The 26,528-nt window shown below is 44.7% G+C and carries 26 protein-coding genes; 13 read left to right on the top strand and 13 right to left on the bottom strand.

The genetic code is table 11. From position 1 onward, the window contains the following. Positions 1-5: 5 nt before the first annotated feature. From ftsB to AC0L6N_RS17645, 5 genes are all read right to left on the bottom strand, one after another. On the bottom strand, positions 6-284 hold the full coding sequence (gene ftsB / locus AC0L6N_RS17665) for a cell division protein FtsB (RefSeq protein WP_011576564.1): 279 nt from the start codon (positions 282-284) through the stop codon (positions 6-8). A gap of 148 nt (positions 285-432) precedes the next feature. Next, positions 433-2,196, bottom strand: a complete 1,764-nt coding sequence (locus AC0L6N_RS17660; RefSeq protein ID WP_473476427.1) for a TIGR03545 family protein — start codon at positions 2,194-2,196, stop codon at positions 433-435. Between the two features lies 1 nt (position 2,197). Continuing rightward, the gene (locus AC0L6N_RS17655; RefSeq protein ID WP_473476425.1) at positions 2,198-2,701 is read right to left on the bottom strand and encodes a DUF2062 domain-containing protein; all 504 of its coding nucleotides are present in this window, start codon (positions 2,699-2,701) and stop codon (positions 2,198-2,200) included. 40 nt (positions 2,702-2,741) lie between these two features. Beyond that, positions 2,742-3,383, bottom strand: a complete 642-nt coding sequence (locus tag AC0L6N_RS17650) for a LysE family translocator (protein WP_011576561.1) — start codon at positions 3,381-3,383, stop codon at positions 2,742-2,744. A gap of 81 nt (positions 3,384-3,464) precedes the next feature. After that, positions 3,465-4,064, bottom strand: a complete 600-nt coding sequence (locus tag AC0L6N_RS17645) for a TIGR04211 family SH3 domain-containing protein (RefSeq protein ID WP_011576560.1) — start codon at positions 4,062-4,064, stop codon at positions 3,465-3,467. Positions 4,065-4,220: 156 nt separating this feature from the next. Between AC0L6N_RS17645 and AC0L6N_RS17640 the strand changes: the two genes are divergently transcribed. The 3 genes from AC0L6N_RS17640 to AC0L6N_RS17630 all read left to right on the top strand — a co-directional run bounded on the left by AC0L6N_RS17640 (position 4,221) and on the right by AC0L6N_RS17630 (position 8,938). Further along, positions 4,221-5,696: a CYTH domain-containing protein gene (locus tag AC0L6N_RS17640; protein WP_473476422.1), complete on the top strand. Its 1,476-nt coding sequence runs from the start codon at positions 4,221-4,223 to the stop codon at positions 5,694-5,696. A gap of 160 nt (positions 5,697-5,856) precedes the next feature. Then, complete coding sequence (locus AC0L6N_RS17635) at positions 5,857-7,497, top strand: acetolactate synthase large subunit (RefSeq protein WP_011576558.1); 1,641 nt, start codon at positions 5,857-5,859, stop codon at positions 7,495-7,497. Between the two features lie 10 nt (positions 7,498-7,507). Continuing rightward, a complete protein-coding gene (locus tag AC0L6N_RS17630; RefSeq protein ID WP_473476419.1) occupies positions 7,508-8,938 on the top strand; it encodes an aldehyde dehydrogenase family protein in 1,431 nt (476 codons plus the stop codon). 72 nt (positions 8,939-9,010) lie between these two features. Here the strand turns inward: AC0L6N_RS17630 and mutH are convergent, their stop codons facing one another. Both mutH and AC0L6N_RS17620 read right to left on the bottom strand, forming a co-directional pair. Further along, positions 9,011-9,697 carry a DNA mismatch repair endonuclease MutH gene (mutH, locus tag AC0L6N_RS17625; RefSeq protein WP_473476416.1) on the bottom strand — a complete coding sequence of 229 codons (687 nt, stop codon included), beginning with the start codon at positions 9,695-9,697 and terminating at the stop codon, positions 9,011-9,013. Continuing rightward, positions 9,690-10,340, bottom strand: coding sequence for a lysoplasmalogenase (locus AC0L6N_RS17620; protein ID WP_473476414.1), 651 nt, complete (start codon positions 10,338-10,340; stop codon positions 9,690-9,692). The genes mutH and AC0L6N_RS17620 overlap by 8 nt, the downstream gene beginning before the upstream one ends. 59 nt (positions 10,341-10,399) lie before the next feature. On the opposite strand from AC0L6N_RS17620, the gene rppH reads away from it, so the two are divergent. The 5 genes from rppH to AC0L6N_RS17595 all read left to right on the top strand — a co-directional run bounded on the left by rppH (position 10,400) and on the right by AC0L6N_RS17595 (position 15,832). Beyond that, positions 10,400-10,924, top strand: coding sequence for an RNA pyrophosphohydrolase (rppH, locus tag AC0L6N_RS17615; protein ID WP_006994712.1), 525 nt, complete (start codon positions 10,400-10,402; stop codon positions 10,922-10,924). A gap of 9 nt (positions 10,925-10,933) precedes the next feature. Beyond that, positions 10,934-13,222 (top strand): phosphoenolpyruvate--protein phosphotransferase, encoded by a 2,289-nt coding sequence (gene ptsP / locus AC0L6N_RS17610; protein WP_473476411.1) that lies wholly within the window; start codon positions 10,934-10,936, stop codon positions 13,220-13,222. 14 nt (positions 13,223-13,236) lie between these two features. Beyond that, complete coding sequence (locus AC0L6N_RS17605) at positions 13,237-14,037, top strand: sulfite exporter TauE/SafE family protein (RefSeq protein ID WP_011576553.1); 801 nt, start codon at positions 13,237-13,239, stop codon at positions 14,035-14,037. Between the two features lie 9 nt (positions 14,038-14,046). Further along, positions 14,047-14,889 (top strand): prolipoprotein diacylglyceryl transferase, encoded by an 843-nt coding sequence (gene lgt / locus AC0L6N_RS17600; RefSeq protein ID WP_011576552.1) that lies wholly within the window; start codon positions 14,047-14,049, stop codon positions 14,887-14,889. 160 nt (positions 14,890-15,049) lie between these two features. Beyond that, a complete protein-coding gene (locus AC0L6N_RS17595) occupies positions 15,050-15,832 on the top strand; it encodes a RhlG family 3-oxoacyl-ACP reductase (RefSeq protein WP_011576551.1) in 783 nt (260 codons plus the stop codon). 89 nt (positions 15,833-15,921) lie between these two features. Here AC0L6N_RS17595 and AC0L6N_RS17590 read toward each other — a convergent pair whose 3' ends face one another. Next, the gene (locus tag AC0L6N_RS17590) at positions 15,922-16,392 is read right to left on the bottom strand and encodes a Dps family protein (RefSeq protein ID WP_006994717.1); all 471 of its coding nucleotides are present in this window, start codon (positions 16,390-16,392) and stop codon (positions 15,922-15,924) included. Between the two features lie 274 nt (positions 16,393-16,666). Here AC0L6N_RS17590 and AC0L6N_RS17585 point away from each other — a divergent pair, with 274 nt between their 5' ends. Beyond that, positions 16,667-17,299, top strand: coding sequence for a CPBP family intramembrane glutamic endopeptidase (locus AC0L6N_RS17585; protein ID WP_473476407.1), 633 nt, complete (start codon positions 16,667-16,669; stop codon positions 17,297-17,299). Positions 17,300-17,574: 275 nt separating this feature from the next. Further along, positions 17,575-18,867, top strand: coding sequence for an outer membrane protein transport protein (locus tag AC0L6N_RS17580; RefSeq protein WP_473476404.1), 1,293 nt, complete (start codon positions 17,575-17,577; stop codon positions 18,865-18,867). A gap of 69 nt (positions 18,868-18,936) precedes the next feature. On the opposite strand, the gene AC0L6N_RS17575 is transcribed toward AC0L6N_RS17580, so the two are convergent. Next, the gene (locus tag AC0L6N_RS17575) at positions 18,937-19,815 is read right to left on the bottom strand and encodes an EamA family transporter (protein WP_473476401.1); all 879 of its coding nucleotides are present in this window, start codon (positions 19,813-19,815) and stop codon (positions 18,937-18,939) included. Positions 19,816-19,942: 127 nt separating this feature from the next. Then, positions 19,943-20,794 (bottom strand): thymidylate synthase, encoded by an 852-nt coding sequence (locus AC0L6N_RS17570; protein ID WP_473476399.1) that lies wholly within the window; start codon positions 20,792-20,794, stop codon positions 19,943-19,945. 243 nt (positions 20,795-21,037) lie between these two features. Between AC0L6N_RS17570 and AC0L6N_RS17565 the strand changes: the two genes are divergently transcribed. The 3 genes from AC0L6N_RS17565 to AC0L6N_RS17555 are packed head-to-tail and all read left to right on the top strand — an operon-like array spanning position 21,038 to position 24,316. Beyond that, positions 21,038-22,054 (top strand): response regulator, encoded by a 1,017-nt coding sequence (locus AC0L6N_RS17565; protein WP_011576545.1) that lies wholly within the window; start codon positions 21,038-21,040, stop codon positions 22,052-22,054. Positions 22,055-22,065: 11 nt separating this feature from the next. Next, the gene (locus tag AC0L6N_RS17560; RefSeq protein ID WP_473476396.1) at positions 22,066-23,016 is read left to right on the top strand and encodes a GGDEF domain-containing protein; all 951 of its coding nucleotides are present in this window, start codon (positions 22,066-22,068) and stop codon (positions 23,014-23,016) included. Between the two features lie 46 nt (positions 23,017-23,062). Further along, positions 23,063-24,316, top strand: a complete 1,254-nt coding sequence (locus AC0L6N_RS17555) for an AmpG family muropeptide MFS transporter (protein WP_011576543.1) — start codon at positions 23,063-23,065, stop codon at positions 24,314-24,316. 10 nt (positions 24,317-24,326) lie between these two features. On the opposite strand, the gene AC0L6N_RS17550 is transcribed toward AC0L6N_RS17555, so the two are convergent. The 3 genes from AC0L6N_RS17550 to rluA all read right to left on the bottom strand — a co-directional run bounded on the left by AC0L6N_RS17550 (position 24,327) and on the right by rluA (position 26,520). Continuing rightward, complete coding sequence (locus AC0L6N_RS17550) at positions 24,327-24,659, bottom strand: hypothetical protein (protein ID WP_011576542.1); 333 nt, start codon at positions 24,657-24,659, stop codon at positions 24,327-24,329. A gap of 154 nt (positions 24,660-24,813) precedes the next feature. Further along, positions 24,814-25,680 carry a DUF3530 family protein gene (locus tag AC0L6N_RS17545; RefSeq protein ID WP_473476393.1) on the bottom strand — a complete coding sequence of 289 codons (867 nt, stop codon included), beginning with the start codon at positions 25,678-25,680 and terminating at the stop codon, positions 24,814-24,816. A gap of 183 nt (positions 25,681-25,863) precedes the next feature. Further along, positions 25,864-26,520, bottom strand: a complete 657-nt coding sequence (gene rluA, locus AC0L6N_RS17540) for a bifunctional tRNA pseudouridine(32) synthase/23S rRNA pseudouridine(746) synthase RluA (RefSeq protein WP_473476390.1) — start codon at positions 26,518-26,520, stop codon at positions 25,864-25,866. Positions 26,521-26,528 lie beyond the last annotated feature (8 nt).

The following is a 26,528-nucleotide window of genomic DNA, read 5'->3' as shown; positions in this document are numbered from 1 at the left end:
GTTTTCTATTCTTCGCTTGGGAGTATTCGATAGAAGGTTTCGCCCTGCTTAATGAGGCCAAGTTCGTTTCTTGCTCGCTCTTCAACCGCCTCCAGACCTACTTTTAGGTCTTGAATGTCAGCTTTGAGCAAATTATTACGCTGCAATAGCTCAGTGTTTTGCTCGGCTTGCTCTGCCACTGATTTTTCCATGGCGACGTACTCTGGAATACTGTTTTTACCAAACCATAAGCGATATTGCAGCGCAGCCAACAGAACGAAAAGGAGTATGGGGACTACTTTCATTATGCTTAGCTCCTTTTATGGTTTAGTTGTTAGGGAATAACGGTTCAGCGCGTATTATGCCGAGGTTTTTTCATCGCGGCTAGTATAAGCCCCTAAGGTTAGCCACTCAGCTAAGCCTTAAGGGCTTTTATTCAACTAATTCATCAGCTTAGTTAAACAGCTTTCCTTTTAACTTATCTTTTAGCTTGTCGGTTAGCTCTTCTTTTTTCTTATCAACCACGCTGTTCAACTTACTATCAAGCATGCTTTGCATACTGCTTAAGTCACCATCTGCGAGTTTTTCCCAATCCAGCCACTGGCTCATTTCTGAATCGGTTGCGCCCAAGGGGCCTTCAATTTTGGCGTTGAGTTTCTGTTTAAGCTCACCCAGTTTACTGCTTTGGTCGCCCGTTAAGTTATTGAGCATGACCTTGGCCAATTGTTTGTCTAAATCAGAACTAAAGCTGAGATCCATATCGCCAAGAATACCGCCGATATCAGCGTTAATTGTTAAATTGCTTAAGCCTGACAAGGTTTCAGCGATAACGTTTGTTAGGTTGTTACTGCCAGTGGCAGATAAATCCAACTGACTTATTGCCGCATTGCCAGTACCTGAAATAACGTTTTTATCAATGCTGGCTTTACCTGAGCTAGATAGCAAACCTTCAAGCAAGGTGGAAGAGAGCTTTTCTTGGTTTAACAGTGAAACATCTGATAACGCTAAGCCACGCAAATTCCAATCTTGATTGGCCTTTACTCCAGCCTCATTTAGCCAGAAATCACCATTTAACTTCAGTGATTGCCATAACGAACTTGCGCTTGAGTCCACTTTGAAGGTAGTAGGGCGACCAATTTTGTCATGCTCATTGGTGATATCGTGCCACACGCTGAGCACACTTTCATTGCGCCAAGTAACAGATACATCCGCATTTCGGACTAAAAAATCAGGTAATGCAGCGGTATCATCGAATGCCACCCAGCGACCATTGTAGGCTTCTTCTTCGGCTTGTTCTTCTTTGCTTTTTGCTAACATTGGAGCCGCTAAATCATAGGCGCTCAATACATATTGACTGAATTCACCAGCCTTTTCGCCAAACACCATAGTGGTAACGTCTTTAATTGCGCCCTCATCGCCGGCAATTAACCCTTGCAACTGAGCGTAATCGTCACCTGGGGCTGCCTTGAGTTCAGCAAGGCGTGGAGCCATATCGTTTTTTGCATCACTTACAGCATCTTTAAACTCGGTGATCTTAGCTTTGTCCGCTTTAATCTCTGCACGCAAAGCATCAAACTCTTCTTTGGCTTTCGCTAATTCAAGGGGGTTTTTATAGTCCGTATCGGTAATGACTTCAACGCGCTTTTTGTAGTTTTCTAACGCGTCTTTGCTTGGAAGTTGTGCATACTTTTGTTTCAATATTTCGCTGTGCTTTTTATAAGCGGCTTGAGTTTCTTCCACTGCTTTCGTGGTTTTTAAAGGCGACTTCGCTAGTATTTCATCGACACTGGGTAAATTTTTAGGATCGAATGCTTCTTGTAACTCTTCCTTAATCGCCGCCTTGGCGGTGCGATACACGGCCCCTTCTGAGTCCCTAGGTTGTGCAAACTGCACCCCACTGACCGTTAAATCATCGATGATAACCTTACGCAGAAGTAGAGGTGCTAGCTCGATTTGTGCGGTGATTTCATCTGCCTGGACTTGATTCTGGCTAGGCGTAGCCGGATCCGTTAATTGAACCCCCGTGAGGCTCACGCCAAATGGTGAGAAGGTATGACTCACTTGAGCTATATTAACTTCCGCCCCGGTGGTTGATTCCAAGCTCTTGATGGCTGCAAGTTTTATCCACAAATCGAGGAATACGATGAGAATGGCAGCAATAAGGCCGGTGACAACAAAGAAGGCGATAAGCCCAGGCCAACGAATAAGTTTCTGCATGTTATTCTCCTAGCGTCTGATAAATTTGGTATATACGACTGCTTTTGAGGAACTGCACCAGTTTTAGTTTGTTCACCCATTGCATGAAACGCACGCGATATTGCACGACTAACATCTTACTGATAACCAAAATGAACGGCGCTAAAATTAGACTGAACAATAAGCTTCCCAAGGTAAGTGTGTGGTAAAACTGGGTAATTTGACCAAATGTGGAGTTATATAAGCTGGTCCACATAGAGGTTAAATTAGCTGAGGTCAGTAGGGATTCGCCAATACTTGCCATCATGGGGTTGAGCATTAATGTAAGCCCGGAAAACAGCGCATAAGCGAGTAAGAAAGTACTAAGGTTAACTCTTAGAAAAAGTACAATGAATAAAATAATGATGCTGTGTAAGCCTAAGAATGGAGTGAGCCCCATTATCATCCCTAACATGACGCCAAAAGCCAACTGCCAAGGACTATCGTCCGAGTTTAGGGCTTTCAGTAATTTTGCTAAAAGTTGCATTAGTAAGTCCTTATATTAAAAATTCAGTGTAGTCATGAAGTTAGTCCCGTATTAGTAGTTCATCTATCGCAATATAACTTCCTAACGATAAAAGGAGCCCACCACTAAGCCGGTTCTGCCATACCTCGAATGCGGGATGCTGGTTAAGCCACGAACCCAATTTGCCAGCTAGCATTGCCACGCAAATGTCACACATAAAAGCGATAAGTGCGTACATGCCACCTAATATGGCAAACTGCAAAATGACTGAGCCAGCATCGTGTTGAATAAATTGTGGTAAAAACGCGATGAAAAACAATGCGGTTTTAGGATTAGTCAATTCGACGATGATGCTTTGCATAAAAATGCGTGGAATAGTCATGATGGTTACTCTAGGTTTGCTTTCATCACTGTGCTTAGTGCTGAACAAATAAACCCAGCCTAAGTAAAGCAAGTAGGCAGCTCCAGCTAGTTTCAATAGCATAAATGCCAGAGGAAAATAGATAAAGATTGCCGCTAGGCCAAAAGCCGTTGCTAACACATATACCAGCGAGCCAACCGCCATTCCGCCTGCAGCCGCGATACCCGCAACATGCCCTTGGCTAATGCTGCGCGCCATTATGTACAAATTAGACGGCCCAGGAGAAAGGCTGAGTAACAATGCAGCAAGGGCAAAAGAGAGCAATATGTCCGCGGAGGGCATGACGAATTCCTTAAGTGGGTACTCTATTCGGTATAACGCAAAAAAGCCGCCCATTGGCGGCTTCCATTAGCTGATTATAAACTACATCCAAGTATCACTTTTGCGTCGTTTCTTGGGCAAATAAGCGACTATAACCCCTAGAATTAAGCTGATAAGCGCCACGATACCGCCACGGGTAAACCACTGCATTTTTTCAGTTTGGTCGGCCGCATCCAATTTCTGACTAAAATCAGCGTTTTGCTGTTCCAAGGTTTTAAGTTGTTTCGTCAGTCTGTCATTTTGCGACTGCAACTCAGAAAATTGCTGTCGTAAACTGTCGTTCTCATCTTGTTGAGCGTTATTGCTCTGTGTGGCATCGGCAAGTTGTTGCTGCAAGCCAGGGACGAGTTCACGCAAACTTTTTTGAGGACTAACAAATTCACCGTCGACCCAACCTGTCCGGTCTTTATCATCGACGATCTCTACATAATTACTGTCACTGTCTGTTTGTAACACTGTGACTTCAGAGCCCGCCACAACTGAGCCTAGAATACGGTAGTTTCTACCTGGACCTGAATGTAAAAAAGTGAATAAATCGTCTGAAATATACTGGGTTTCGCCCTGAGATTGTTGAGCACTTGCCTGTATGGAAGGCAACAAAAATAAGGCGCAGGTAACACTGAACAAAAATCGCTTTAGCATAATAAATATATAGTCTCTGAATGTCTGGCTCGATCTTATGGCCTAGCTATAGGAAAGGCAATAGGTGAACCTGATTAGTCTTATACCTCCCGTTCACCGTTGTACTGCATAAAAGGGAAAGGTAAGGTACTTTTTTAAAATTAAATGACAGTCACTATGGACCTAGAAATTGAATTAAAGTTGCTTGCAACACCAAGCGCACAGCAAGATATTTCATCTTGGTTGACGCAAAGCCAACTAAATTACACGGTTTTAGCTCAGAAGCAACTGCGTAATGACTACTTCGAAACCCCGCAGCGCACTTTGCGCAAGCATGATATCGGTCTTCGGATTCGGGGGCATAACGGCGAGTATGAGCAAACGGTGAAAACCAAAGGGCGTGTCATCGCGGGTATGCATCAACGCCCTGAATATAATGTCTCGTTGCCCAGTCCTGTTCTGCAATTAGCCTTGTTTGATGAGGATATTTGGCCACAATCTATTGATCTGAGAGTCTTGGAAGAAGACCTTTACTTGATGTTCTCAACGGATTTTATGCGCCACACGTATCTCATTACGCTTGGTAGCGGCACACAAGTGGAATTAGTGTTTGACCAAGGGGCTATTTCAGCGAATGACAGGACTGTCGATATCTGTGAAATCGAGCTCGAGCTTAAAGGAGGCGAACCCAGTGAGCTTTTTGAACTGGCCCAGCAGCTTGTTGATATAACCCCCTTACGTGTAGGCCTGCACTCTAAAGCGGCTAGAGGCTATCGCCTAGCAGACAACCTTGCAGAGCCAACTTATACGCCAGCGCCTTATTTTAGTACTTCATTAGAATACTCCCCCATCCAACATGGGGTATCAATGCTTGAGCAAGCACTTGAGGTATGGCAGCAAGGAGAAGCTGCGTTTTATCAAAGCCAACGCGTGAATGACTGGCGTAACATGCGCGCAGGAATCATTCTAGTACAGGAGATTTTAGCTATATACCAGCACGCGTTTGAGTCACAGGCGACAATTGCTGACAGTGGCTCTGCTGGCTTATTGGCATCATCAGTCGTTCAAACATTGCAGGGCAAGCTTGATACTTTATCTGTGCAATACCAAGAAGCAGATTTGATGCTTGATGCTATGCATTTGCACACCAGCGATTTTCTGACTCAGCATAAGGCCCCTTATCACGGACAGGTTAATTGTAAACTGGCCGAATTCAATAAAACTGCTAACGTGCTAACTAGATTACGTTCTGTGTTAGCTAAACCACATAGTATGCACGTGCAATTGTCGCTAGGAGCGCTGTGTTTGACCGCAACGAATGAGAATGCAATACGAAAAGACTCACCTGCACGTCAGGATGATGCAGCCAAAAAAGTGACAATGCCGCAACTTATTCACGACACAATGAGCGCGAAGGACATAGGATTACCATCCAAGCGCAATAAACTTGCAGCATGCAAGGTCATATGGGGTGCCTTGGGTGCAATAAATGCGTATGACGCACATCAGGGGAGCAGCAATCCTTGGGGCGTGCTACGCGGTGAAGACGATAAAAGCATGCGCGATGCGCTGAATATTTTACTCGAGCGTCACCTGTTATCAGTTGAGCCTAATGTGAAAGCAGAATTAACGGCATGGTGCGCTAATAATTAATCGATTTAAGTAATCGGTTTTTAGAACTTTAATCTTTTTTGAACACTGTCATGCTAGGTGTTTTAAAGGCGTTCGTGTGTGTCACGTGCACTAGCAAGATGTGATTGATTAAGATGATTACCTACGTACTGAGTGCGTTCAATAGCAAAGCGGAGATGAAATGAAAGCGTCAGATTTATTTGTTAAAGCCCTAGAGGCAGAAGGTGTTGAGTATATTTTTGGTATCCCAGGTGAAGAAAACTTAGATTTGCTTGAATCGTTACGAGACTCAGACATCAAATTAATCTTAACCCGCCATGAGCAAGGTGCAGGTTTTATGGCGGCCACCTATGGTCGATTAACCGGAAAAGTGGGTGTGTGTTTATCGACACTTGGCCCCGGCGCAACTAACTTGGTGACTCCCGGTGCATACGCTCAATTAGGTGCAATGCCCATGTTGATGATCACTGGCCAAAAACCGGTGAAAACCAGCAAGCAGGGGCGCTTTCAGGTCATTGATGTTGTGGACATGATGCGTTCGATTACTAAGTACACCACACAGGTGGTCAGTGGTGATCGCATTCCATCTGTGGTGCGTGAAGCATTTCGTCTTGCTCATGAAGAACGCCCTGGTGCAACGCATATCGAATTACCAGAAGATATTGCGGCAGAAACCACCCAAGCTCAGTTACTTAAACCTAGCATTTCTCGCCGCCCCATCGCTGAATACAAAGCGATTAATAAGGCAATTGAAATGATAGAGGGCGCACGCTCTCCATTATTGCTTATTGGCGCGGCAGCAAACCGCAAACTCACCTCCAAAATGCTCAAAGAATTCGTTGAAAAAACCGGTATTCCTTATGTCACTACCCAAATGGGTAAAGGCGTATTAGATGAATCACATGAATTGTTTATGGGTAACACAGCGCTTTCTTCTGGCGATTTTGTACACCGAGTGATCGATAGTTCAGACTTAATCATCAACGTTGGCCACGATGTCGTTGAAAAACCGCCGTTTTTTATGCAGCACGGTGGCCGTGAGGTGATTCATATTAACTTTGAGCCCGCTGCGGTTGACCCTGTGTATTTCCCGCAGTTAGAAGTAGTGGGTGATATTGCTAACAGTATCTGGCAAATAAAAGAGCAAATTCAGCAGCAAAGTAATTGGGAGTTTAGTTTCTTCAAAAAAGTGCATCAGGCGTATCTCGATCATAAAGCGGAAAGCGAAAATGACGATCGTTTCCCTGTTTTACCTGAACGGTTTGTTAAAGACATCCGCGAAGCCATGCCACGTGATGGCATCGTCACTCTGGATAACGGCGTGTACAAAATCTGGTTTGCGCGCAACTACCCCGCGGCACTGACCAACACCTTACTGCTTGATAACGCATTGGCCACAATGGGCGCAGGGCTGCCCTCAGCGATGGCAGCGAAAATGGTTCATCCTGATAAACCTGTGCTGACAGTGTGTGGTGACGGCGGATTTATGATGAACAGCCAAGAGTTAGAAACGGCCGTAAGGTTGAATTTGCACATAGTCGTCATCATTCTAAGAGATGACGCTTATGGCATGATCAAGTGGAAGCAAGCCAACATGCAGTTTGCTAACTACGGTTTGGATTATGGCAACCCTGATTTTGTGAAATATGCAGAAAGCTACGGTGCGAAAGGCTGGAGAGTAGAAGCGGCGGATCAAATATTACCGCTGGTGAAATCATGTTTATCTGAGCCTGGCGTGCATGTCATTGATGTGCCCGTTGATTATAGCCTTAATGACCAAACGTTGAACGAAACTCTCCGTGAACGTAGTCAACAACTATAAGGAATACAGAATGTTAGCGAAAGAATATCCCTATTATCTTGCGAGCAAAGCGGTGTATGCCAATCGCGATCTGAAAATCACCAATAAGTACACGGGCGAGGTAGCCACGTATGCTGCATTGGCTGATGCCGAGGTGATTGATAAAGCAATAGATGCCGCCGAGAAAGCTCAGCCCCTGCTAAACAAAATGGCACCTTATGAGCGTCAGGCTATTTTAAATCACTGCGTTAAACGCTTTGAAGAGCGCTTTGATGAACTGGCGCATGCCTTGTGTATTGAAGCGGGTAAGCCAATTAAAGATGCCCGCGGTGAAGTGACTCGGTTAATCGATACCTTTAGAATTGCCGCCGAAGAATCAGTGCGCATGAAAGGTGAAGTGCTTAATCTAGAAATCACCCCTCGAGCGAAAGGTTACCAAGGCCAGTATAAGCATGTGCCGATTGGGCCATGCTCGTTTATCTCGCCGTTTAATTTTCCGTTGAATTTAGCGGCGCATAAAATAGCCCCTGCGCTAGCAGTAGGGTGTGCCTTTGTGATGAAACCAGCGAGCCGTACACCTCTTGGGGCCATTATCATAGGTGAAATTTTAGCGGAAACGGATTTACCAGAAGGGGCGTTTTCGATACTACCGTGCAGCCGTGACGGCGCTGACTTATTTACCACCGACGAGCGCTTTAAATTGCTTAGCTTTACCGGTTCACCTCAAGTGGGGTGGGAGCTAAAAGCCAAAGCCGGTAAAAAGCCCGTCATTTTGGAACTAGGCGGTAATGCTGCTTGCGTGGTCGATGAAGACACAGACCTTGACGATGCCATCGAACGCATTATTTTTGGTGCCTATTATCAGTCAGGGCAAAGCTGTATCAGCGTGCAACGTATATTGGTGCATGAAAAACTGTATAGCGAGTTTAAGCAGCGCTATACGGAAAAAGTGGCTAATTTGGTTCACGGCGATCCCCTTGATGAAGATACCTTCATCGGGCCTATGATTTCTGAATCTGAAGCTGAGCGTTTAGATGATTGGATCCAAGAAGCGGTGAAAAGTGGCGCGACCGTATTGGCCGGCGGTAAACGCGATGGTGCTATGTTGCAAGCTACTTTGCTCGAAGGCGTGGCGCACGATGCAACGGTTAATTCAGAGGAAGCATTTGGTCCTGTATCTATCATTAGTTCGTTCAGTGATTTTGATGAAGCATTAAAAGAAGTGAACAACAGCCAATTTGGTTTACAAGCCGGTATTTTCACACGTGACATCTACAAGGCGCACAAAGCGTGGGATGAGTTAGATGTTGGCGGCGTGGTGATTGGGGATGTGCCAAGCTGGCGTGTGGATAACATGCCCTATGGCGGCGTGAAGGAGTCAGGGCTAGGACGTGAAGGTATTACCTATGCCATGGACGACATGACTGAAATACGTTTGATGGTACTCAGAACCCCTCAGTAGCACGGATTACGAGTTATAAAGGCGTCTTTGGACGCCTTTTTCGTACCTGAACGCTTTACATTTAGGGGATTGTCACGAGAAGTAGTCATGTAAAATTTTACGGGTGAATTCTTTTCTTAAATAGAATCCTCTAGGGCGGGTTTGAATGATTTGGCCATTTTTCCCTATAGCATCGGTTAAGACGCTGCCGTTCGCAGCTTTAGGGCGTAACTGCATATATTCACCATAGCGCGCGGTTACCTTTTCAATATCCCCCATAGCAATCATATCCATTATTTCCTCCCAATCTTGGCGCAAATACGCTTCTTGTTGACCTTGTAGGGACCATAAAAATGGTGTGCCTATAACGCGCTCGCTTGGGGGGATGTCGCGCCTGCCATCTATGGGAACCCACAAGACTTTATTTAGCTTATTGCGCACGCTACTGGTGGCCCAGTGAATACCAGCCACATCAACTAAATGCGCATAACAAACATAAGTCGTTTCAAGAGGATACCCGTTTACGTCAATGGGGATAGTTTTGAGTTCAACGCCGATATTGGCAAAATCTTGCTGCGCTTTTGAGCCCGCTTCAGCGCCTAGAGCCAGCTCAAGTAGCTGACCACTCCAGCCTTTTTCACGCTTAAAATCGTTGGGAACACGAATCTTCTTGCTTTGTGCTAACTCGCCTAAGGTCAGCCCTGCCAGTGATCCAGCGCGTTCAAGCAATTCGTCAATACTGTTTGGTGGGGCTTTAATTTGTGATGGATTATTAGACAAACTCGTTCCCCCTTGGCACTTTTACGAATTGAATGCAGCCCTTCACGATAAAAAATTGCGCCGCGTAATAGGTACTCATGACAAGTACGCTTTGCAAAGGTAACGGCGTGATAAAGGCATTAATGGCCAATAAACTATCAGATACCACAAACAACAATGCGCCTAAGCGTAATGCATATCCCTGCGTATTCGCTGCAAGCGCACTGATAAACATTACACTTATGGCAACAAAATAGCCTATTACCGGCAGTTGAAGCGAGCCGACTGCAGGTAGCAGCAGAAATAGCATGGCCACTAAATACGCCGAAAATAAACTGACGGTGAGTAAATTTAGACGGTCAAGGTTTCGCCAACGAAACAAGAATATCGAGTATAAAATGTGTGCTAAGGCAAATGCACTAAGGCCCAGTATGAAACTGTGCTTGAGAGGCAAGGCAAGTAGCATATCGCCCGCGGCGCTGGACAATATGCCCGCTATTAACCACCATCTTGCTGGCAAATCTGTTTGTTTTCCCGCGATGACGCCTAGCAGTAATATCGGGGCCGCTTTATGTAGGAAGCTCCACGAATAGGTCGTTGTTAGCGTACTTGTTATGTAGCTTAGGGCTAAGAGCCAGTAAATTGTTGTGATTATTCTATGCATAGTCAGTAGTTTATGGAAGAATGCCAATCAATAAAAGAATTGAATTCTCGGGAGTCTAAGTGATTGATGCCGAAGGATTCCGCGCCAACGTTGGCATAGTGATTTGCAATAGCTTAGGTCAGGTCTTTTGGGCCCGCCGCTATGGTCAACATTCTTGGCAGTTTCCGCAAGGCGGAATCGATGAAGGTGAAACTGCTGAACAAACCATGTACCGCGAACTTTATGAGGAAGTTGGCCTAAAACCAGAACACGTAAAAATTTTAGCGGTAACCAAAAATTGGTTGCGATACAAATTACCAAAGCGCTTGATCCGTCAGGGCAGCGCTCCTGTTTGTATTGGGCAAAAGCAAAAATGGTTTTTGTTACAACTGACCTGCAAAGAGCAAGACGTTGATTTGCTGCAATCTGGTCATCCTGAATTTGATGACTGGCGCTGGGTTAGTTTTTGGTATCCAGTACGTAATGTGGTGTCTTTCAAACGTGAAGTGTACCGCAGAGCAATGAAAGAGTTTGCGCCTACGGCAATGGCACTGAGCAGTAAACCGGCCCAAGGCCAAAGAAGTAAACGTAGACGCAAAAACTAAAGGGTTAATATGTTAACCAAGCTAAAACGCATCGTTAAAGAGGTCAATCAAACTCCCGTCCTAGATGATGCGCTTAGCGGTGTGGCAAAGAGTCTTAAAGAGGCCATCAAGGTCGACTCTGTCAGCATATATTTAGCCAACTACGAAAAGCAGCACTTTACGCTGCGAGCCACAGAAGGCCTGGCGAAATCTGCTATTGGAAATGTATCGATAGGGTTTTCTGAAGGGCTGATCGGCTTAATTGGCCAGCGCGAAGAGCCAATCAACATTAGTAATGCGCAAACCCACCCCAGATTTAAACATTATCCTGAAGTACAAGAAGAGCAATATCACGCCTTTTTAGGTGCGCCTATTATTCATCAACGAAAAGTATTGGGCGTGCTGACACTACAACAGCAACGAAAGCGTCTTTTTAGCCAAGATGAAGAAGCGTTCCTAGTGACACTCGCAATGCAGTTGGCCGTTGAAATTGTTAATGCTGAAGCCCGTGGCCGATTTAGCTTGAGCGATGACCACCCTGAACAAAATGAGATCAAAAGTGTCAAGGGTGTGCCGGGCTCTTCGGGTTTAGCGGCCGGAGTTGGCGTGGTACAAAATTTACTGGTTAATCTACGTAACCACGTACCAAAACGCGGTGGCGATCGGGAAACCCAAATACAGAATTATCGCTCTGCGGTTATGCAAACTCGGGAGCAAGTTGAGGTCTTATCTCAGCGAATTCAAGGTGAGGTGCCCGATGACGTGCAAGCTATTTTCACCCTTTACCACCATCTACTGGATGCGAACAGCTTAGGCCGTGAAGTAGAGCAGAAAATAACACTTGGATGGGATGCTGCAACGTCTTTAAAAATGGTGGTTGAAAACTATATCACTCAGTTCCAAGGCATGAGCGATGCCTATATGCGTGAACGCGCAGTGGATGTAGAAGATCTTTCCAATCGCATTTTAGCAAATCTCCTTAATCTTGATACCAGCCGTTTAACGCGTGAAGAGCTGCCAGAAAAATGTATTTTGGTAGCAGAAGAGCTGACGGCGACCATGCTTGCTGAATTCCCTAAAGGTAAGCTCTGCGGCCTGATTTCGATTCGTGGCTCTAGTAACTCTCATGCAGCAATAATGGCTAGAGCATTGGGTGTTCCCGCGGTTATGGGGGTGACAGGTGTTCCACTATCCCTACTCGATAACAAAGACATTTTACTGGATGGTTACACCGGCGGGATTATTGTTTCGCCTAATCAGACCATTGAACGAGAATTCCAGCAGCTTATACATGAAGAAAAGCTGTTAAGTGATAAAATTCTTGCACAAGACGACCTGCCAGCCGTAACGAAAGATAATTGCTTGCTGAGCCTATTGGTAAATGCAGGGCTGTCGGCCGATATCGAAAATACCTACTCTAGTTACGCCGATGGTGTGGGGCTATTTCGTACTGAAATTCCCTTTATGATGCGTCAGCGTTTCCCTACCGAAAAAGAGCAAGTTGAACTTTATAGAGCAATGTTAAGCGCTGAGCCAGACAAACCTTTCACCATGCGTACGTTAGATGTAGGCGGTGACAAGCCTTTGCCGTATTTCCCTATGACTGAGGAAAACCCTTTTCTGGGCTGGCGAGGTATCCGCTTAACACTTGACCATCCAGAGGTGTTTTTGGTGCAAATTCGCGCCATGTTACGCGCCAGCATCGGGTTGCAAAACTTGCAAATTATGTTGCCTATGATCACATCGGTAAGTGAAGTGCTAGAAGCCAAGAGGTTAATAAGTCAGGCCTTTTTCGAAGTGCAAGAAGAGGCGAAAGTTCAAGATGGTACGCTGTATCATCCTAAAATCGGTGTGATGCTTGAAGTGCCGGCGGTTATTTATCAACTGCCTCAGTTAGCAAAAATTGTCGACTTCTTTTCAGTGGGCAGCAATGATTTAACCCAGTATTTGCTGGCAGTCGATAGAAATAACGCGCGGGTTTCTGAGCTGTATGATAGCTATCATCCGGCTGTGTTAGCTGCGCTGTACAATATTGCGCAGCAAGCCAACGACTTAAACGTACCCATTACTTTATGTGGTGAATTGGCCGGGGAGCCCGGCGGAACAATCCTATTAATGGCGATGGGATACCGAAAACTAAGTATGAACAGTCATAGCTTACTCAAAATAAAATGGGTTGCCCGCAGCGCTAATTTGAATGATGCGAAAACATTACTTAATGAAGTGTTAACCATGAGCGACCCGAAAGACGTGCGCGAACGGGTAAACCTTTATCTTGAATCGATTGGTCTTGGCGGCTTGATCCGCGCGGGTATTTAGCGGGAGTAATAAAAGTGGATCCTGCATTACTTATATTCTTGGTATGTACCTTATTAGGTGCGTTCGTTGGCTTATTCGCTGGGCTGTTGGGCATAGGCGGAGGGCTCATTATCGTGCCTTCTTTGCTGTATCTGCTTACCGAATACGTACACCTACCGTTAAAAGTTGCCATGCCAATGGCGATCGCTACGTCCTTGTCTACTATCGTGTTAACTGCTATTTCTTCATCAAGGGCACACTATAAGTTAGGTAACTTGCGCCAGTTCTATTTGCTTTGGACAGGCTTGGGTATTTCAGTAGGAGCGATAATCGGCCCTCAGTTTGCTACCGTCATTTCAGCACAATCATTAAAAACGTTATTTGCCACCTTGGTGCTGCTTATTGCAGTGCAAATGGTGTTCTTGGGCAACAAAAATGCGAAACGAGACGTGACGAAACAACTGTTGCTATTGATTGGTGTCATAACTGGTTGCATTTCCTCAGTTATGGGAATCGGTGGGGGTGCTATCATGGTGCCCGCGTTATTGTGGTGTCGGGTTGATGTGCGAGCAGCAATTGGTTGTGCTGCATTTAGTGGCTTAGTCATCGCGTTGTTCGGTTCCGCCAGTTTTATCGTTGCAGGCTGGAATAACGAACATTTACCCCAGTGGTCTGTGGGCTTCATTTATTTGCCTGCCACCTTTGGGATAGTGTTGACGTCAGTGTTTACTGCCAACATAGGGGCGAAATTAGGCCGCTCATTGGACACGAAACTTTTAAAGAAAATTTTTGCCGGCTTTTTAGTCATTGTTAGTCTACGAATGTTATTAGGATAAAAATTCAACATGGTAAGTAGTTATTTTACATTTCCACAAATAGACCCAATCATCTTTAGCATTGGGCCCTTAAGCTTGCGCTGGTACGGCTTAATGTATTTGGTGGGATTTGCCGCTGCGTTTTGGTTGGCTGGCGTGCGTTTATCACGCACTAATTGGACAAAAGAGCAACTAAGCGATTTATTATTCTGGGGCTTTTTAGGCGTTATTTTAGGAGGGCGAATTGGCTACGTACTCTTTTATCAATTCGAGTTATTCCTCTCTGATCCCTTATATTTATTTAAAATTTGGACTGGGGGCATGTCTTTCCATGGCGGCTTGTTGGGTGTTATTGCTGCACTTTGGTGGTTCTCGCGCAAAGCAAAATGTACTTTTTTACAAGTGGGTGATTTTATCGCGCCCTTAGTGCCCATTGGTTTAGGGGCTGGGCGTATCGGTAACTTCATAAACGCCGAGCTATGGGGGCGTACTACGGATGTGTCCTGGGGCGTTATTTTCCCTGGAGCGGGGCCCTTACCTCGCCACCCTTCACAATTGTACGAATTCGCTCTTGAAGGCGTCGTTTTGTTCTTAATACTATGGCTTTATTCCCGCAAGCCTCGGCCTATTGGCGCGGTAAGTGGTTTATTCTTATTAGGGTACGGCAGCTTTCGGTTTTTTGTGGAGTTCTTCCGAGAGCCGGACCAGCACATAGGTTTGTACGAAGGGGCATTCTCTCTGGGAATTTCACAGGGGCAAATATTATCAGCACCTATGATCATAGGTGGAATTGCGCTGATGGTGTGGGCTGTGCGCCGTAATAAAATGGCAGAGACTGGGGTACCTAAGTCATCAAAAGCCGCTAAAGCTTAATTATTTCTATTTACTGGCTCGCACTCTGTGAGCCAGTTCTTTTGGCCACAGAGCCTACCGCGTTAAACCTATACTTAATTATCACCTCAAAAAATAATCTGCCCAGCTGCTTCTTGTTAGTCTAAATCATCGATGGTCGATTTCTGTTCAGGAGAAAATGATGTTAGATAATTTATTTTCAATGCAAGGCAAGGTATGCGTAGTCACCGGTGGCTCACGGGGTTTAGGGGCTTTTATGGCGCAGGGCTTTTTAGAAGCAGGTGCTAAACGGGTGTATATTACTGCGCGTAAAGCACAAGCGTGTTTAGATGCCGCCGAAGAGCTTAGACAATTTGGCGACTGTGTGGCACTCGTGGGTGATGTTGCAACCAGCGAAGGTGTGATGGATTTGGTCAAGCAGCTAAATGACCGCGAGCAGCATATTGATGTGTTGGTGAACAATGCGGGCACGGCTTGGGGGGCACCATTTGGCCAATTCCCTGAAAAGGGCTGGGACAAGGTGATGGATTTAAACGTGAAAAGCCCATTCTTTTTAACCCAAGCGTTAACGCCATTGCTTGAAAAGAATGCGAGCAAGGACAATACGTCTGCCGTGATTAATATCGGCTCTATCGCGGGGATTGTAGGCAACGGGCTTGATAATTACAGCTATGCTGTTTCTAAATCTGCAATTCATCAGCTAACCCGGGTTTTAGCCAAAGAGTTAGTTGATAAACATATTCGAGTAAACGCCATCGCACCTGGTCGTTTCTATTCAAAGATGACCGAATTTCTGAGTGAAGATAAAGAAGCGTTTGAAGAAGAACTCCAGTCTATACCTATGCGTCGCTGGGGCGAAGCATCTGATATTGCTGGTGTCGCTTTGATGTTAGCAAGCAAAGCGGGAGGCTTCATGACGGGACAAATACTGCCCGTAGACGGAGGCACAACGTTAGTCAATTAACCAATTAAGCTGACAATAAAAAGGGCTAGTAATCTAGCCCTTTTTATTAAATGCGTGAGTGCTAAAAATGCAACTCCGTTTTGCTAATATTACTTACGAGTCGCGCGTAACATCCAAGATGTTTTCTCATGAATTCGCATGCGATCAGACACTAGGGCAGCTGTTGATTCGTCTTCAGCATCTTGAGCCAGTTTCAATACTTCACGAGACGTTCTCACGACTTGCTCATGACCTTTAGTGAGTAAATCAATCATCTCTGATGCTTCAGGTACACCATCCACTTCTTTAATAGAGCTTAGCTTGGCAAATTCTTTATATGTGCCAGGGGCTGCGACATCCAGTGTACGAATACGCTCGGCGATATCATCGACAGCTGTTGCTAATTCTGTGTATTGCTCTTCGAACATCAAATGTAGCTCGCGAAACTGAGGGCCTGTGACGTTCCAGTGAAAATTATGAGTTTGTAGATACAGAGTGTAAGAATCTGCTAATAAAGCCTTTAGTCCATCAGCAATTTTTATTCTGTTTGTTTCATTGATACCAATATCGATCGTTGTCATGCCTAACTCCCTAGGTTCAAAAATAAAAGGAACGGTAATTTAAAAATTCTGAATACCCTAATTATATGCGTCGTTAAGCTCATGTTTACAAGGGGCAATGCAGAAAAATAGCGCAAAAAATATAGCGCTAAAAAGTGAGCTGCCCTCATGGGTCTTTATATAGGGTGCATGTGTAAAGGTTATAAATTATACCAATGGTTAACCTATTTATATGACATTTTCATGAACAAATAATCGTCACTAATTGTATAATAAACCATCTAGGAGCTTATATATGCAATTGTTACGTTGGTCTGAGCTGACTGTCTTGTTTTTATGTACCCCACTGTTAATTCTGTTTCTTGTCTCTGACTACGATACTTGGTTAATGCCATTACTCATTTTAATGGGCGGTTATTGCTTACTTTTACTGTGGAAGGACGTTAATTTCAAGCGCTTCCGCTTGTGGCACACCGATGATTTTTGGCGACATCTAGGGGCTACGTTAAAGGTATTCATTCCTGCAGCCATCCTTTTGGCGTGTGTTGTCTATTATTTTGCGCCGCACATTTTGTTCAAGTTACCCAGAGAAGACATGCAGTTTTGGCTTATTACGTTAGCGATTTACCCTATCGTTTCAGTGATCCCTCAAGAGCTCATTTTTAGAACCTTCTTTTTTCATCGATACAAACGGATCATTCCGTCAAAAAACACCCGATGGGCGCTCAGTACCGCGAGCTTTTCACTGGCTCACGTCGTGTACGGGAACTGGATTGCAGTGGGCCTGTCTTGTATTGGCGGAGCATTATTCGGTTATCGCTATATGCAGTCCCGGTCTACTTTGGTGGTCGTGATAGAACATTCTCTTTGGGGATCTTATTTGTTTACGCTGGGCGTTGGCGTCTTTTTGCTTACCCAAAACATCTAACTCTGCTGGCTTGATAGCAATGAGGGTAAACCCGCGCATGCTGCGCCATCACTACGCGTTGTTAATAATATGTTTGTAAAATGCTCATTCTGCGTTAATAAATAAGCTTTTTAAAATGCTGTATATGGCTTTTGTACGATTTTACCGCAAAGAACAAGTATTTTATCGACTAATACTGACATTTTCTTAACAAACGCTATATCATCCGCATCCTAATTTTTTGCCTCTCTCACCGAATACCTAGAGTGAGATGAGTTGATTCGTAATGAGATCCTATGAACGTAAATAAAATTCTTTTGGCGGTGGGTTTAAGCACCTTATCTTTAAATACCATGGCGGCGGCTTTTCAATTGTCTGAGCACAGCGCATCAGGACTTGGGCGCGCTTTCGCGGGTGACGCAGCGATCGCCGAAAATGCTTCAGTTGTGGCGCGCAATCCAGCTTTAATGTCGCAATTTAGCGAGAGTCAGTTATCGGTAGTGGGTACTTATATTGTTCCAGATGTGAGCTTGACGGGCGAGAGTGCGCCAGCTTATTCCAGCGCTGATGCATTGAATGACGACAGCATTGCTCCCGAGGCATTTGTACCTGCAACTTATTATGTCATGCCGCTTGATGACAAGTTTGCATTAGGCTTTGGTTTGTTCTCAAACTTTGGTTTAGCAACTGACTTCGCCGAAGATTACGCCGCAGGCCAGTTGGCGGGCAAGACCGAAATCCTAACGGTTAATTTTAATACAAGCTTGTCATATAAGATAAACGAACAGTTGACTGTTGCTGGTGGGCTGAATGTTGTGTACGCCGATGCCACTATTACTCGTCATTTAGGCGATTTAAGTAATGCTCTATCTGCCCAAGGATTAGTTATTCCGTCGAGCACGACGGGACTAGATTTGGAAGGCGATGACTACGGTTTTGGCTATAACCTAGGCGTAGCCTACGATTTTGATGAAAATTCGCGCTTTGGTTTTCATTATCGCAGTAAGGTCGACATTACCTTTGACGGGACTTATAGCAACGACTTACCACTTATTCCTGGGGTGTTTGACAATGGCCAATCAGGTGCTGTTCAACCTGGCAGCGTGGATTTAGAACTGCCAGCAATCGCGGAGTTTTCAGGTAGTCACCAGTTAGATGATAAATGGGGTGTGCACTACAGCGTGTTGTGGACAAACTGGAGCAGCTTCGAGCGTTTAGAGGCGTATGTCCCTAGCCAGGATGAGCCAGTTTTTGAAAAGGAAGAGAACTTTTCAAATAGTTTCCGTTACGCCATTGGTGCAGATTACCGGTTGAACGCAAAAGTGATGTTACGAGCTGGTATTGCTTACGATGAAACCCCAACTGACTCTCAGTTGTTGTCGATCTCTATTCCTGACACCAATCGTCTATGGATAAGTGCGGGCGCAAACTATTTACTTGATGACAACTCATCTATTGATTTGGGGGTGAGTATCATTCGCGGCCAAGACCGGACCTTCACTGAAGAAGATGATGCTGGTGGTGAATGGGAATTCAATAGTGAAGGGCATGCGTTTATCGTGTCTGCCCAGTATAACTATGCATTCTAATATGCTGTTTTAGCATTCGCTAATGTTGATAAAAGCCGGTTCGGAATTTATTCCCTACCGGCTTTTTCGTTAGGCGAGTATGACCAGCACTGCACCAACCAGAATTAACCCAAGGCCCCACTTGTCAGAGCGCTGTAATCGCTCCTTAAACCATTTCGCAGATATCAGTAAGGTAAAGAATATCTCAATCTGGCCTAGGGTTTTAACCAAGGCTACGGTTTCTAAACTCATAGCGGTGAACCAGCCAATTGAGCCGACAAAGCTACAAAAACTGATAACAAAAACTAATTTAGGCTTTAGGCACAAGGCGCGCAAAGTTTGTGGGCTACGAATGAGTAGCCAAAGCAATAGAATGAGGGTTTGTATCAGCAAAACCCAAAATAAGACATATGCTGCGCTTTGTAAAAACGGTAGCTGCGTCATTAGGCTTGCTTCTCGTACCCATAAGGTGGTCAACGCAAAGCACAGTCCGCTGGCTAAGCCGATAAGCAGTGTAGGCCAAGATATATCCCGCATGCCTTTAGGCACACTCATTAACCATACGGCAATGCCGCCTATTATCACGCCACACCAAGCCATTGCTGACAAAGGGGCAGCAAAAAGCAGCGCACCTAAAATGGCAGCAATGACGGCCTCGCTCTTGGCTAACCCCACACCCATTGCATAATTTCGTAAGCGGAAAAGTTTGACCATTAACGCAGTGGCAAAAATTTGCGATATAGCAGCTAGTACTATGGCGAGATAGAACTTGGCATTCATTTGTGGGACGGCGCTATCCTCAATAGAGAAAAGGATATATGCGTAGAGGGCAGCCATGGGGACGGCAAGAATAAAGCGAGCAAGGGTGACACCTAACGTGTCTACGTCAGCACTGAGGCGCTTTTGAAATGCATTTCGCCATGATTGCATGAACGCAGCCATCACGGTAAACGGGATCCACAAACTCATGTTATCGCCTTTAAGTTTTGCACGGGCAATGCCGAGTTCACGGTAATCAACTCATCTCAATTGAGGATGAATCGAAGCACAGGACGCCAGCAAAAAGAGCTAGCGCCACATGAGTAGGTTAATATGTTTATACTGAAAACGGGTATTTAATTGCTGGATGGTGAGCATAACCCTCAATGCTAAAGTCATCCATAGTGACCCACGTTTCTAAGTCTTCTAATGACTTAATGTCCGGGTTGATGATCAATTTAGGCATACCTAGAGGTTCACGCTTCAACTGCACGTCACGCATCAACTCTAATTGGTCTTCGTAGATATGGGCGTTGACTATTTTGTGGTACGCCATACCCGCTTTTTTACCGGTGATCTGCGCCACAATCGCCAGCAAGAAGTAAACCTGAACCATATTGAAATTTAGCCCAAGGGGCACATCACAACTACGCTGTGTGCTGTTTAAATACAAAGTATCATCAAGCAAGGAAAAATGATGACTGTACATGCAAGGGCGAAGGCAGCCCATGTGAAATGCACCGGGATGATAAAAAGTGAATATTTCGCCTCTGTCATCAATGCCATTTTTTAAGTCATGAATAATTTTAGCGAGTAGGTCGATGCTTCCACCATCAGGCTTGGGAAAATTACGCCCAATTTTGCCGTAAATTAATCCGCAATCGTCTTCGCCTTTGCGATGAGGGTTGTCTAACCAAGCTTGGTTCTGGTTCGCATTTGCATCCCAAGTTGACGTTCCTATTTTGCGGAAGTCGGCGGCATTGTCATAGCCACGAATATAGCCAATCATTTCCGCAATGGCTGATTTATAAAAACTCTTGCGCGTAGTCACTAAAGGGAATTCACCGTTACCCACGTTGTAGGTGAGATCTGCGTTGATAACGGTAAGGCATTTTTTACCGGTTCTTTCGTTATTCACCCATTTGCCATCGTCAACTATACGTTGGCACAGATCGAGATATTGCTTCATTTTATTTAACGGCTACTCTATTTGAAATGCTAGGGGGATATTATCAGAAATGTGAGGACTTTTTTAACGAAAAATAATAACTCAGTATCTGTTTTTCGGGAGCCTTTATACGACTGATGTCGCCTTGTGGATTGTATTTATTCACTCTAAAATTCATATCTTAGTGTCGTGCTCCAAGGCGTAAAAGATGATGATTCATGCGTTTTCCTCGATTCCCGTTCTAACAATGGAATAAATATCTATATGACAATGTCAGTCCTTATTTGTGATGACTCCGGTTTTGCTCGCCGTCAAATGGCTCGTGCGATACCAGATGGTTGGGATGTGGACATTTACTTTGCCGAAAATGGTAAAGAAGCGCTCAGTGCCATCAAGCAAGGACAAGCTGACGTCATGTTTCTCGATTTGAACATGCCGGTAATGGATGGTTATCAGACTATGCAGGTCGTAAAAGAGCAGGACCTGCCTACTCTGGTGATCGTAGTCTCGGGAGATGTTCAACCTGAAGCCCATAAAAAAATGCTGGGCCTTGGTGCTATAGCTTTTATTCCCAAGCCTATCGATAATCAAAAGTTGGGCGAAATACTACGCCAGTACGGCGTGTATTCAGGTGACATGACCTGTAAGGGGCGTTCTGAAAAAGTTGCTATTGTTGAGCCACATAGCCAGGGCGCAGAGCTTGACGCCTACCGTGAGATGGCAAACGTAGCTATGGGAAGAGCCGGCGAGAACGTTGCTAAGCTGCTTGGGGAGTTTATTCAACTGCCTATCCCTAATGTAAATCTAATTACTAACAACGAATTACACATGGCGATGTCTGACGTGAAAACTAGCGACAGCATATCTGCTGTTTCCCATGGCTTTATCGGCGCTGGAATTAACGGTGAAGCATTGGTGATTTTCAATGATGCCAACATCGCAAATATGGGCAAGTTGTTGAACTACAAACATAATAGCACTGAAGAAGAATCCGAGTTAGAAGTGCTGATGGATATCTCCAATATTATTGTGGGCGCCTGCATCAATGCATTGTCAGAACAACTACATGTCACCTTTAGTCACAATCATCCGATAATTTTAGGGCGCCATTGTGACATTGATCAAGTGCTTGAGAGCAATCATCAGCGCTGGGATAAAATTCTCGCAATTGAAATAGCCTATGCGATTAAATCCCACGATATTCAGTTTGATTTGTTGTTGCTGTTTCCTGGCAATGCAATGGAATTGGTTTACGCAAAACTTGTTACGGTTACCCAATAGGAGTTGCATCAGTGCAAGATATGAAAGAGTTAGCTGAAATGCATTGGAAGCACGATTTACTTGGCTCCATTGAAGTAGGCATAGTGGTGGTTGACAGGGAATATCTGGTAATGGTGTGGAACTTGTTTATGGAGAACCACAGCAATATCGCGCCGAGTACGATCCGAGGTACATCTCTATTTAAGCATTTTCCTGAAATCGACGAAACTTGGCTAAGGGCCAAGGTCGAACCTGTTTTTTCCATGAAAAGCCCGGTTTTTGTTATCTGGGAACAGCGCCCTTTTCTTTTTCGGTTTGGGGCTAATCGACCTATTACTTCACCCTCTAAGTTTATGTACCAAAACATCACCATATTTCCATTGGCCTCTTTATCGGGGCAAGTAGAACAAGTGTGTATCGTGGTGTATGACGTAACCGATCAGGCTGTAAGTAAGCAGGCAGTTGATGAACTCAACAGTGAGTTGCAGCGATTAAGCCGAATAGATGGTCTAACAGGCATTTTTAACCGCCGCTATTGGGAAGAGCAATTTAGTCGCGAATTTAAACGAAATTTGCGTAAGCCGAGTCAGTCGTCAGTCATCATGTTAGACATCGATAATTTTAAAAAAATCAATGATAACTACGGTCACCCTGCGGGCGATGAAGTGATACGCCAGCTCGCCAAGCTGATCGAGGATGTTACAAGAGAAACAGATATCTGTGGCCGTTATGGCGGTGAAGAATTTACAATTTTATTACCCGATACTGCCTCACAAAATGTCATGGTTCTTGCGCAACGTATCAGAGATACTGTGGAAAATCTCAAAATTGAGTATGAACAGCAGACTATTTCCTTTACAGTCAGCTTAGGAATAGCGCAATTTTCCCCTGTATTTGAACAACATATACAATGGTTAGAAAGTGCTGATAAAGCCCTATATCAAGCGAAAATTAGCGGCCGTAATCGGGTGGTTATTGCTTAAAGTAAACGCTTAAGTCAGAGTATAATTAAAAGAATATCTAGTTGTTATGAATAATAAAACGTTACGCCAGGCGTTGTTAAATAAGCGCATGCTTATTTGTATTTGCACTGGTTTTTCCTCCGGTCTTCCCCTTTATTTATTGATTCAATTTGTGCCAGCTTGGCTTCGCTCAGCTGATATTGATTTGTCTACCATTGGCTTGATTAATCTCGTCCTGTTTCCTTACACATGGAAATTTATCTGGTCCCCAGTCATGGATCGCTTCGTGGTACCTATGCTCGGCAGGCGACGAGGCTGGATGTTCATTACCCAAGTGGCGCTGATTGTGTTGATGAGTATGTTGTCTTTTTATGACCCTGCAACAGACATCAGTCATATTATAGTGATTGTCGCGGCTATCGCTTTTTTCAGCGCCAGCCAAGATATTGTTATTGATGCCTATCGCCGAGAATTACTACCGGACGATGAATTGGGAGCTGGGAACGGCTTTTATGCTCAGGCGTATCGCATCTCTTCATTTGTACCCGGTTCGTTAGCGATGATTTTAGCGGGCTTCTATCCTTGGTCAGTGGCGCATATGAGCATTGCTGTATTTATGTTGGTCGGTCTAGTGACCACGCTAATGATTAACGAAACATCCAAAGCAGGGGACGAACCACAGACACTGCGCTCAGCGGTGGTAGAGCCTTTTGTGGAGTTTTTCCAGCGTCAAGGTTGGCAGCAAGCGGTACTTATCTTACTGTTTATCATGTTTTATAAACTAGGCGACAGTATGGCCACCGCCCTAGAAACACCATTCTTTCTAGATATGGGGTTTTCCACGGTAGAAATAGGCTCAATTGCGAAAATAGCCAAAACTATTGGAGCAACAGCGGGGACAATTCTTGGCGGGGTAGCCATGATCAAACTGGGTATCAATCGAAGCTTGTGGGTGTTTGGCGTCTTTCAATTGATATCTATTTTGGGTTACGTCATGTTGTCCATGGTGGGGTATAACCATCTTGTGTTGGCGATTGCTAGTGGCTTTGAATATTTTGGCGTTGGGCTGGGCTCCGTAGCGCTTATCGCGTTTATGGCTAAATCGACTAATCGCCATTTTACTGCTACACAGTTCGCTTTGTTTTCAAGTATTGCGGCGGTGCCACGCACATTTGTAAGCGCCACGACAGGTTATGTTATCGAAGCGGTGGGTTACACCCAGTTTTTTATTATCTGTTTTGTGTGCGCTATTCCAGGAATGTTAATGCTGCTAAAAATAGCACCATGGAATGCAATTAAAAGCGAGGAAACACAACCATAACGATAATCCGTTAAGGTCGTGAGCCTAAATATTCATAAGGAAATGGATACTCATCTTCGCTTTCTAAGAAGTTAACGCATAAGTCTAAATCACTGCGTAAATTGGAGTCTTCTCGTAAGGTTTTTTCTGGCCAAAAATGTAACTGGTGAAGCACATACCAAAACACGCGCTCCTGCTGCGAACTTGGTTGATCCGCTAAATGGCTGACTTGAGACCATTCCTCCATCGTATCCCAGAAATACAAGTCTAATTCTTTGTAAACTATGCGGTTGTTCCAGAAGGCTCGAACAAAATATGCGAGTTGCTGAGACTTAACATTTAAAAACTTTTGTACACTTATCACTGCCTAATACCCTCGTATCAATAAGTCGAACTAGACAAAAGTATAGTGTTTTATAGTGATTATGTTTGGTCTTTACCCAAAAAATGCGGCAGATTTAAGCTATCTTTTTGAAATAAAGAATGTTTTATCCGAGTACTACAATGTATTTCTCGCCTCACCAGCCTAAATAATGCAACCAGCCGTATATTTCTTTACTCAAAAACGCGCTGTCTGAAAAGGTGTTAAATGTGTTGGTGAGTTGTCGCTGTCGATAGTCCAGTTTTAGATTTTTGCTGGCATCAATTCCGCGTTGAGTTGCACTCATTAAACTCCAATTATTATCTTGAGGACTATAAATATCGAGTAATGGCATTTCTGTCACTGCTGTGTAATTCGCAATGAGCGCATTCAAGTTGCGCTGGGGCCAAAAAGGACTAATTGTCACTAGGGCATCAGGGCTGGGAATTTGTTTTTCAGCATATATCTTTATCAACCAAGCGGCGCTAGTGCCTTGGGCGATAATGAGTCTAAAACCAGAGTAACTCTGAGCCCTAGCCATTGCCGCCTGCATCAATCCACGTAGCTCTTGTTCATGTTGCAAGAAGTGTCCATTGCTTATCTGGTGTAACTGATACTGAGGGGATGCAGGCGAGCTATTAGCTGGGGTAGGCGTTTCCTGTGCGGCCTCTGTTTCATCATTTGCTGTATTATCTTGCGATTCGTCAGTCGCCGACGCTTGAGATTGAGAATCTGGTGCGGTCGTTTTTTCATCGGCCAAATCGGGCTCAAACCCAATTGTTGGCGGCGTTATTTGCATAGTCACCCAACCCAAATCATTGAGATATTGGGTAAGCATGGCTAAGTTTTGCTGACTCGAAGGAGGGCGGCCTGTTTCGCCAACTAATATGGCTACGCCATTTAAATTGGATGTGGTGTTTTGTGACTCAATGATTACCGTAGGCTTGTTATTCGCTTGTAGAATTTTAGCCTTGTCGGGGAACAATTGACGTTGTACATCTGTCAGGGTGCTGGCGCTTGTCATGCTTGGTACAAGCAGCATGCAACCCAACGCAACGTTGTGCATGAAAGCGTGAAGGGCAGGTATGCAGATGTCATCCAAAAATATCTTGGATCTGTTAAAAAATGAGATGTTCATAGAAACCAAATTTCCCTCGCCATAGCCTGTTATCGGGCGCGAAATAGAGGAACTTTAGTAAAGGCGACATTAAAAAGGAACTGGGGCGTGAAAATCCACTGACGCGTTCGTCGCAGGGTGGGTAAAACCCAAGGTTTGAGCGTGCAATTGTAGTCTGTTAGCCATGGCCAACGCGTCAGAGTGAGCATACAGACGATCCCCTAAAATAGGATGCCCTAAGCTCAACATGTGTACTCTTAGTTGATGGGAGCGCCCTGTTACTGGCGTTAATTCCATTCGCGTCGTGTGGTCATTTCGCTCTAAAACGCGCCAATGAGTTAATGACGGTTTGCCTCTTTGTTGACAGACCATTTGTTTAGGCCTGTTCGGCCAATCACATATTAGCGGCAAATCGACACTACCCCGTTCGCCATTGACTTGACCAAATACTCTGGCGATATAGGTTTTACGTGTTTGACGCAGTTCAAACTGCTTTGATAGTTGACGGTGAGTGTCTTTATCAAGGGCCATGACTAATAAACCTGATGTGGCCATGTCTAAACGATGCACAATACGGGCAGTAGGATAAACCCGCTGCACCCGCAATTCTAAGCTGTCTTTATGCTCTAGGGCCTTGCCCGGTACAGTCAATAAGCCACTTGGTTTATTGAGTACCAACACATATTCATCCTTAAACACAATCTGTAAATATGGCCGCGTGAGCGGCGCATAATTGACTATGGCCATAAACTCGA

It is taken from the genome of Paraglaciecola sp. G1-13 (genome assembly GCF_055809255.1).
This window is presented reverse-complemented; position numbering and strand designations above follow the sequence as displayed.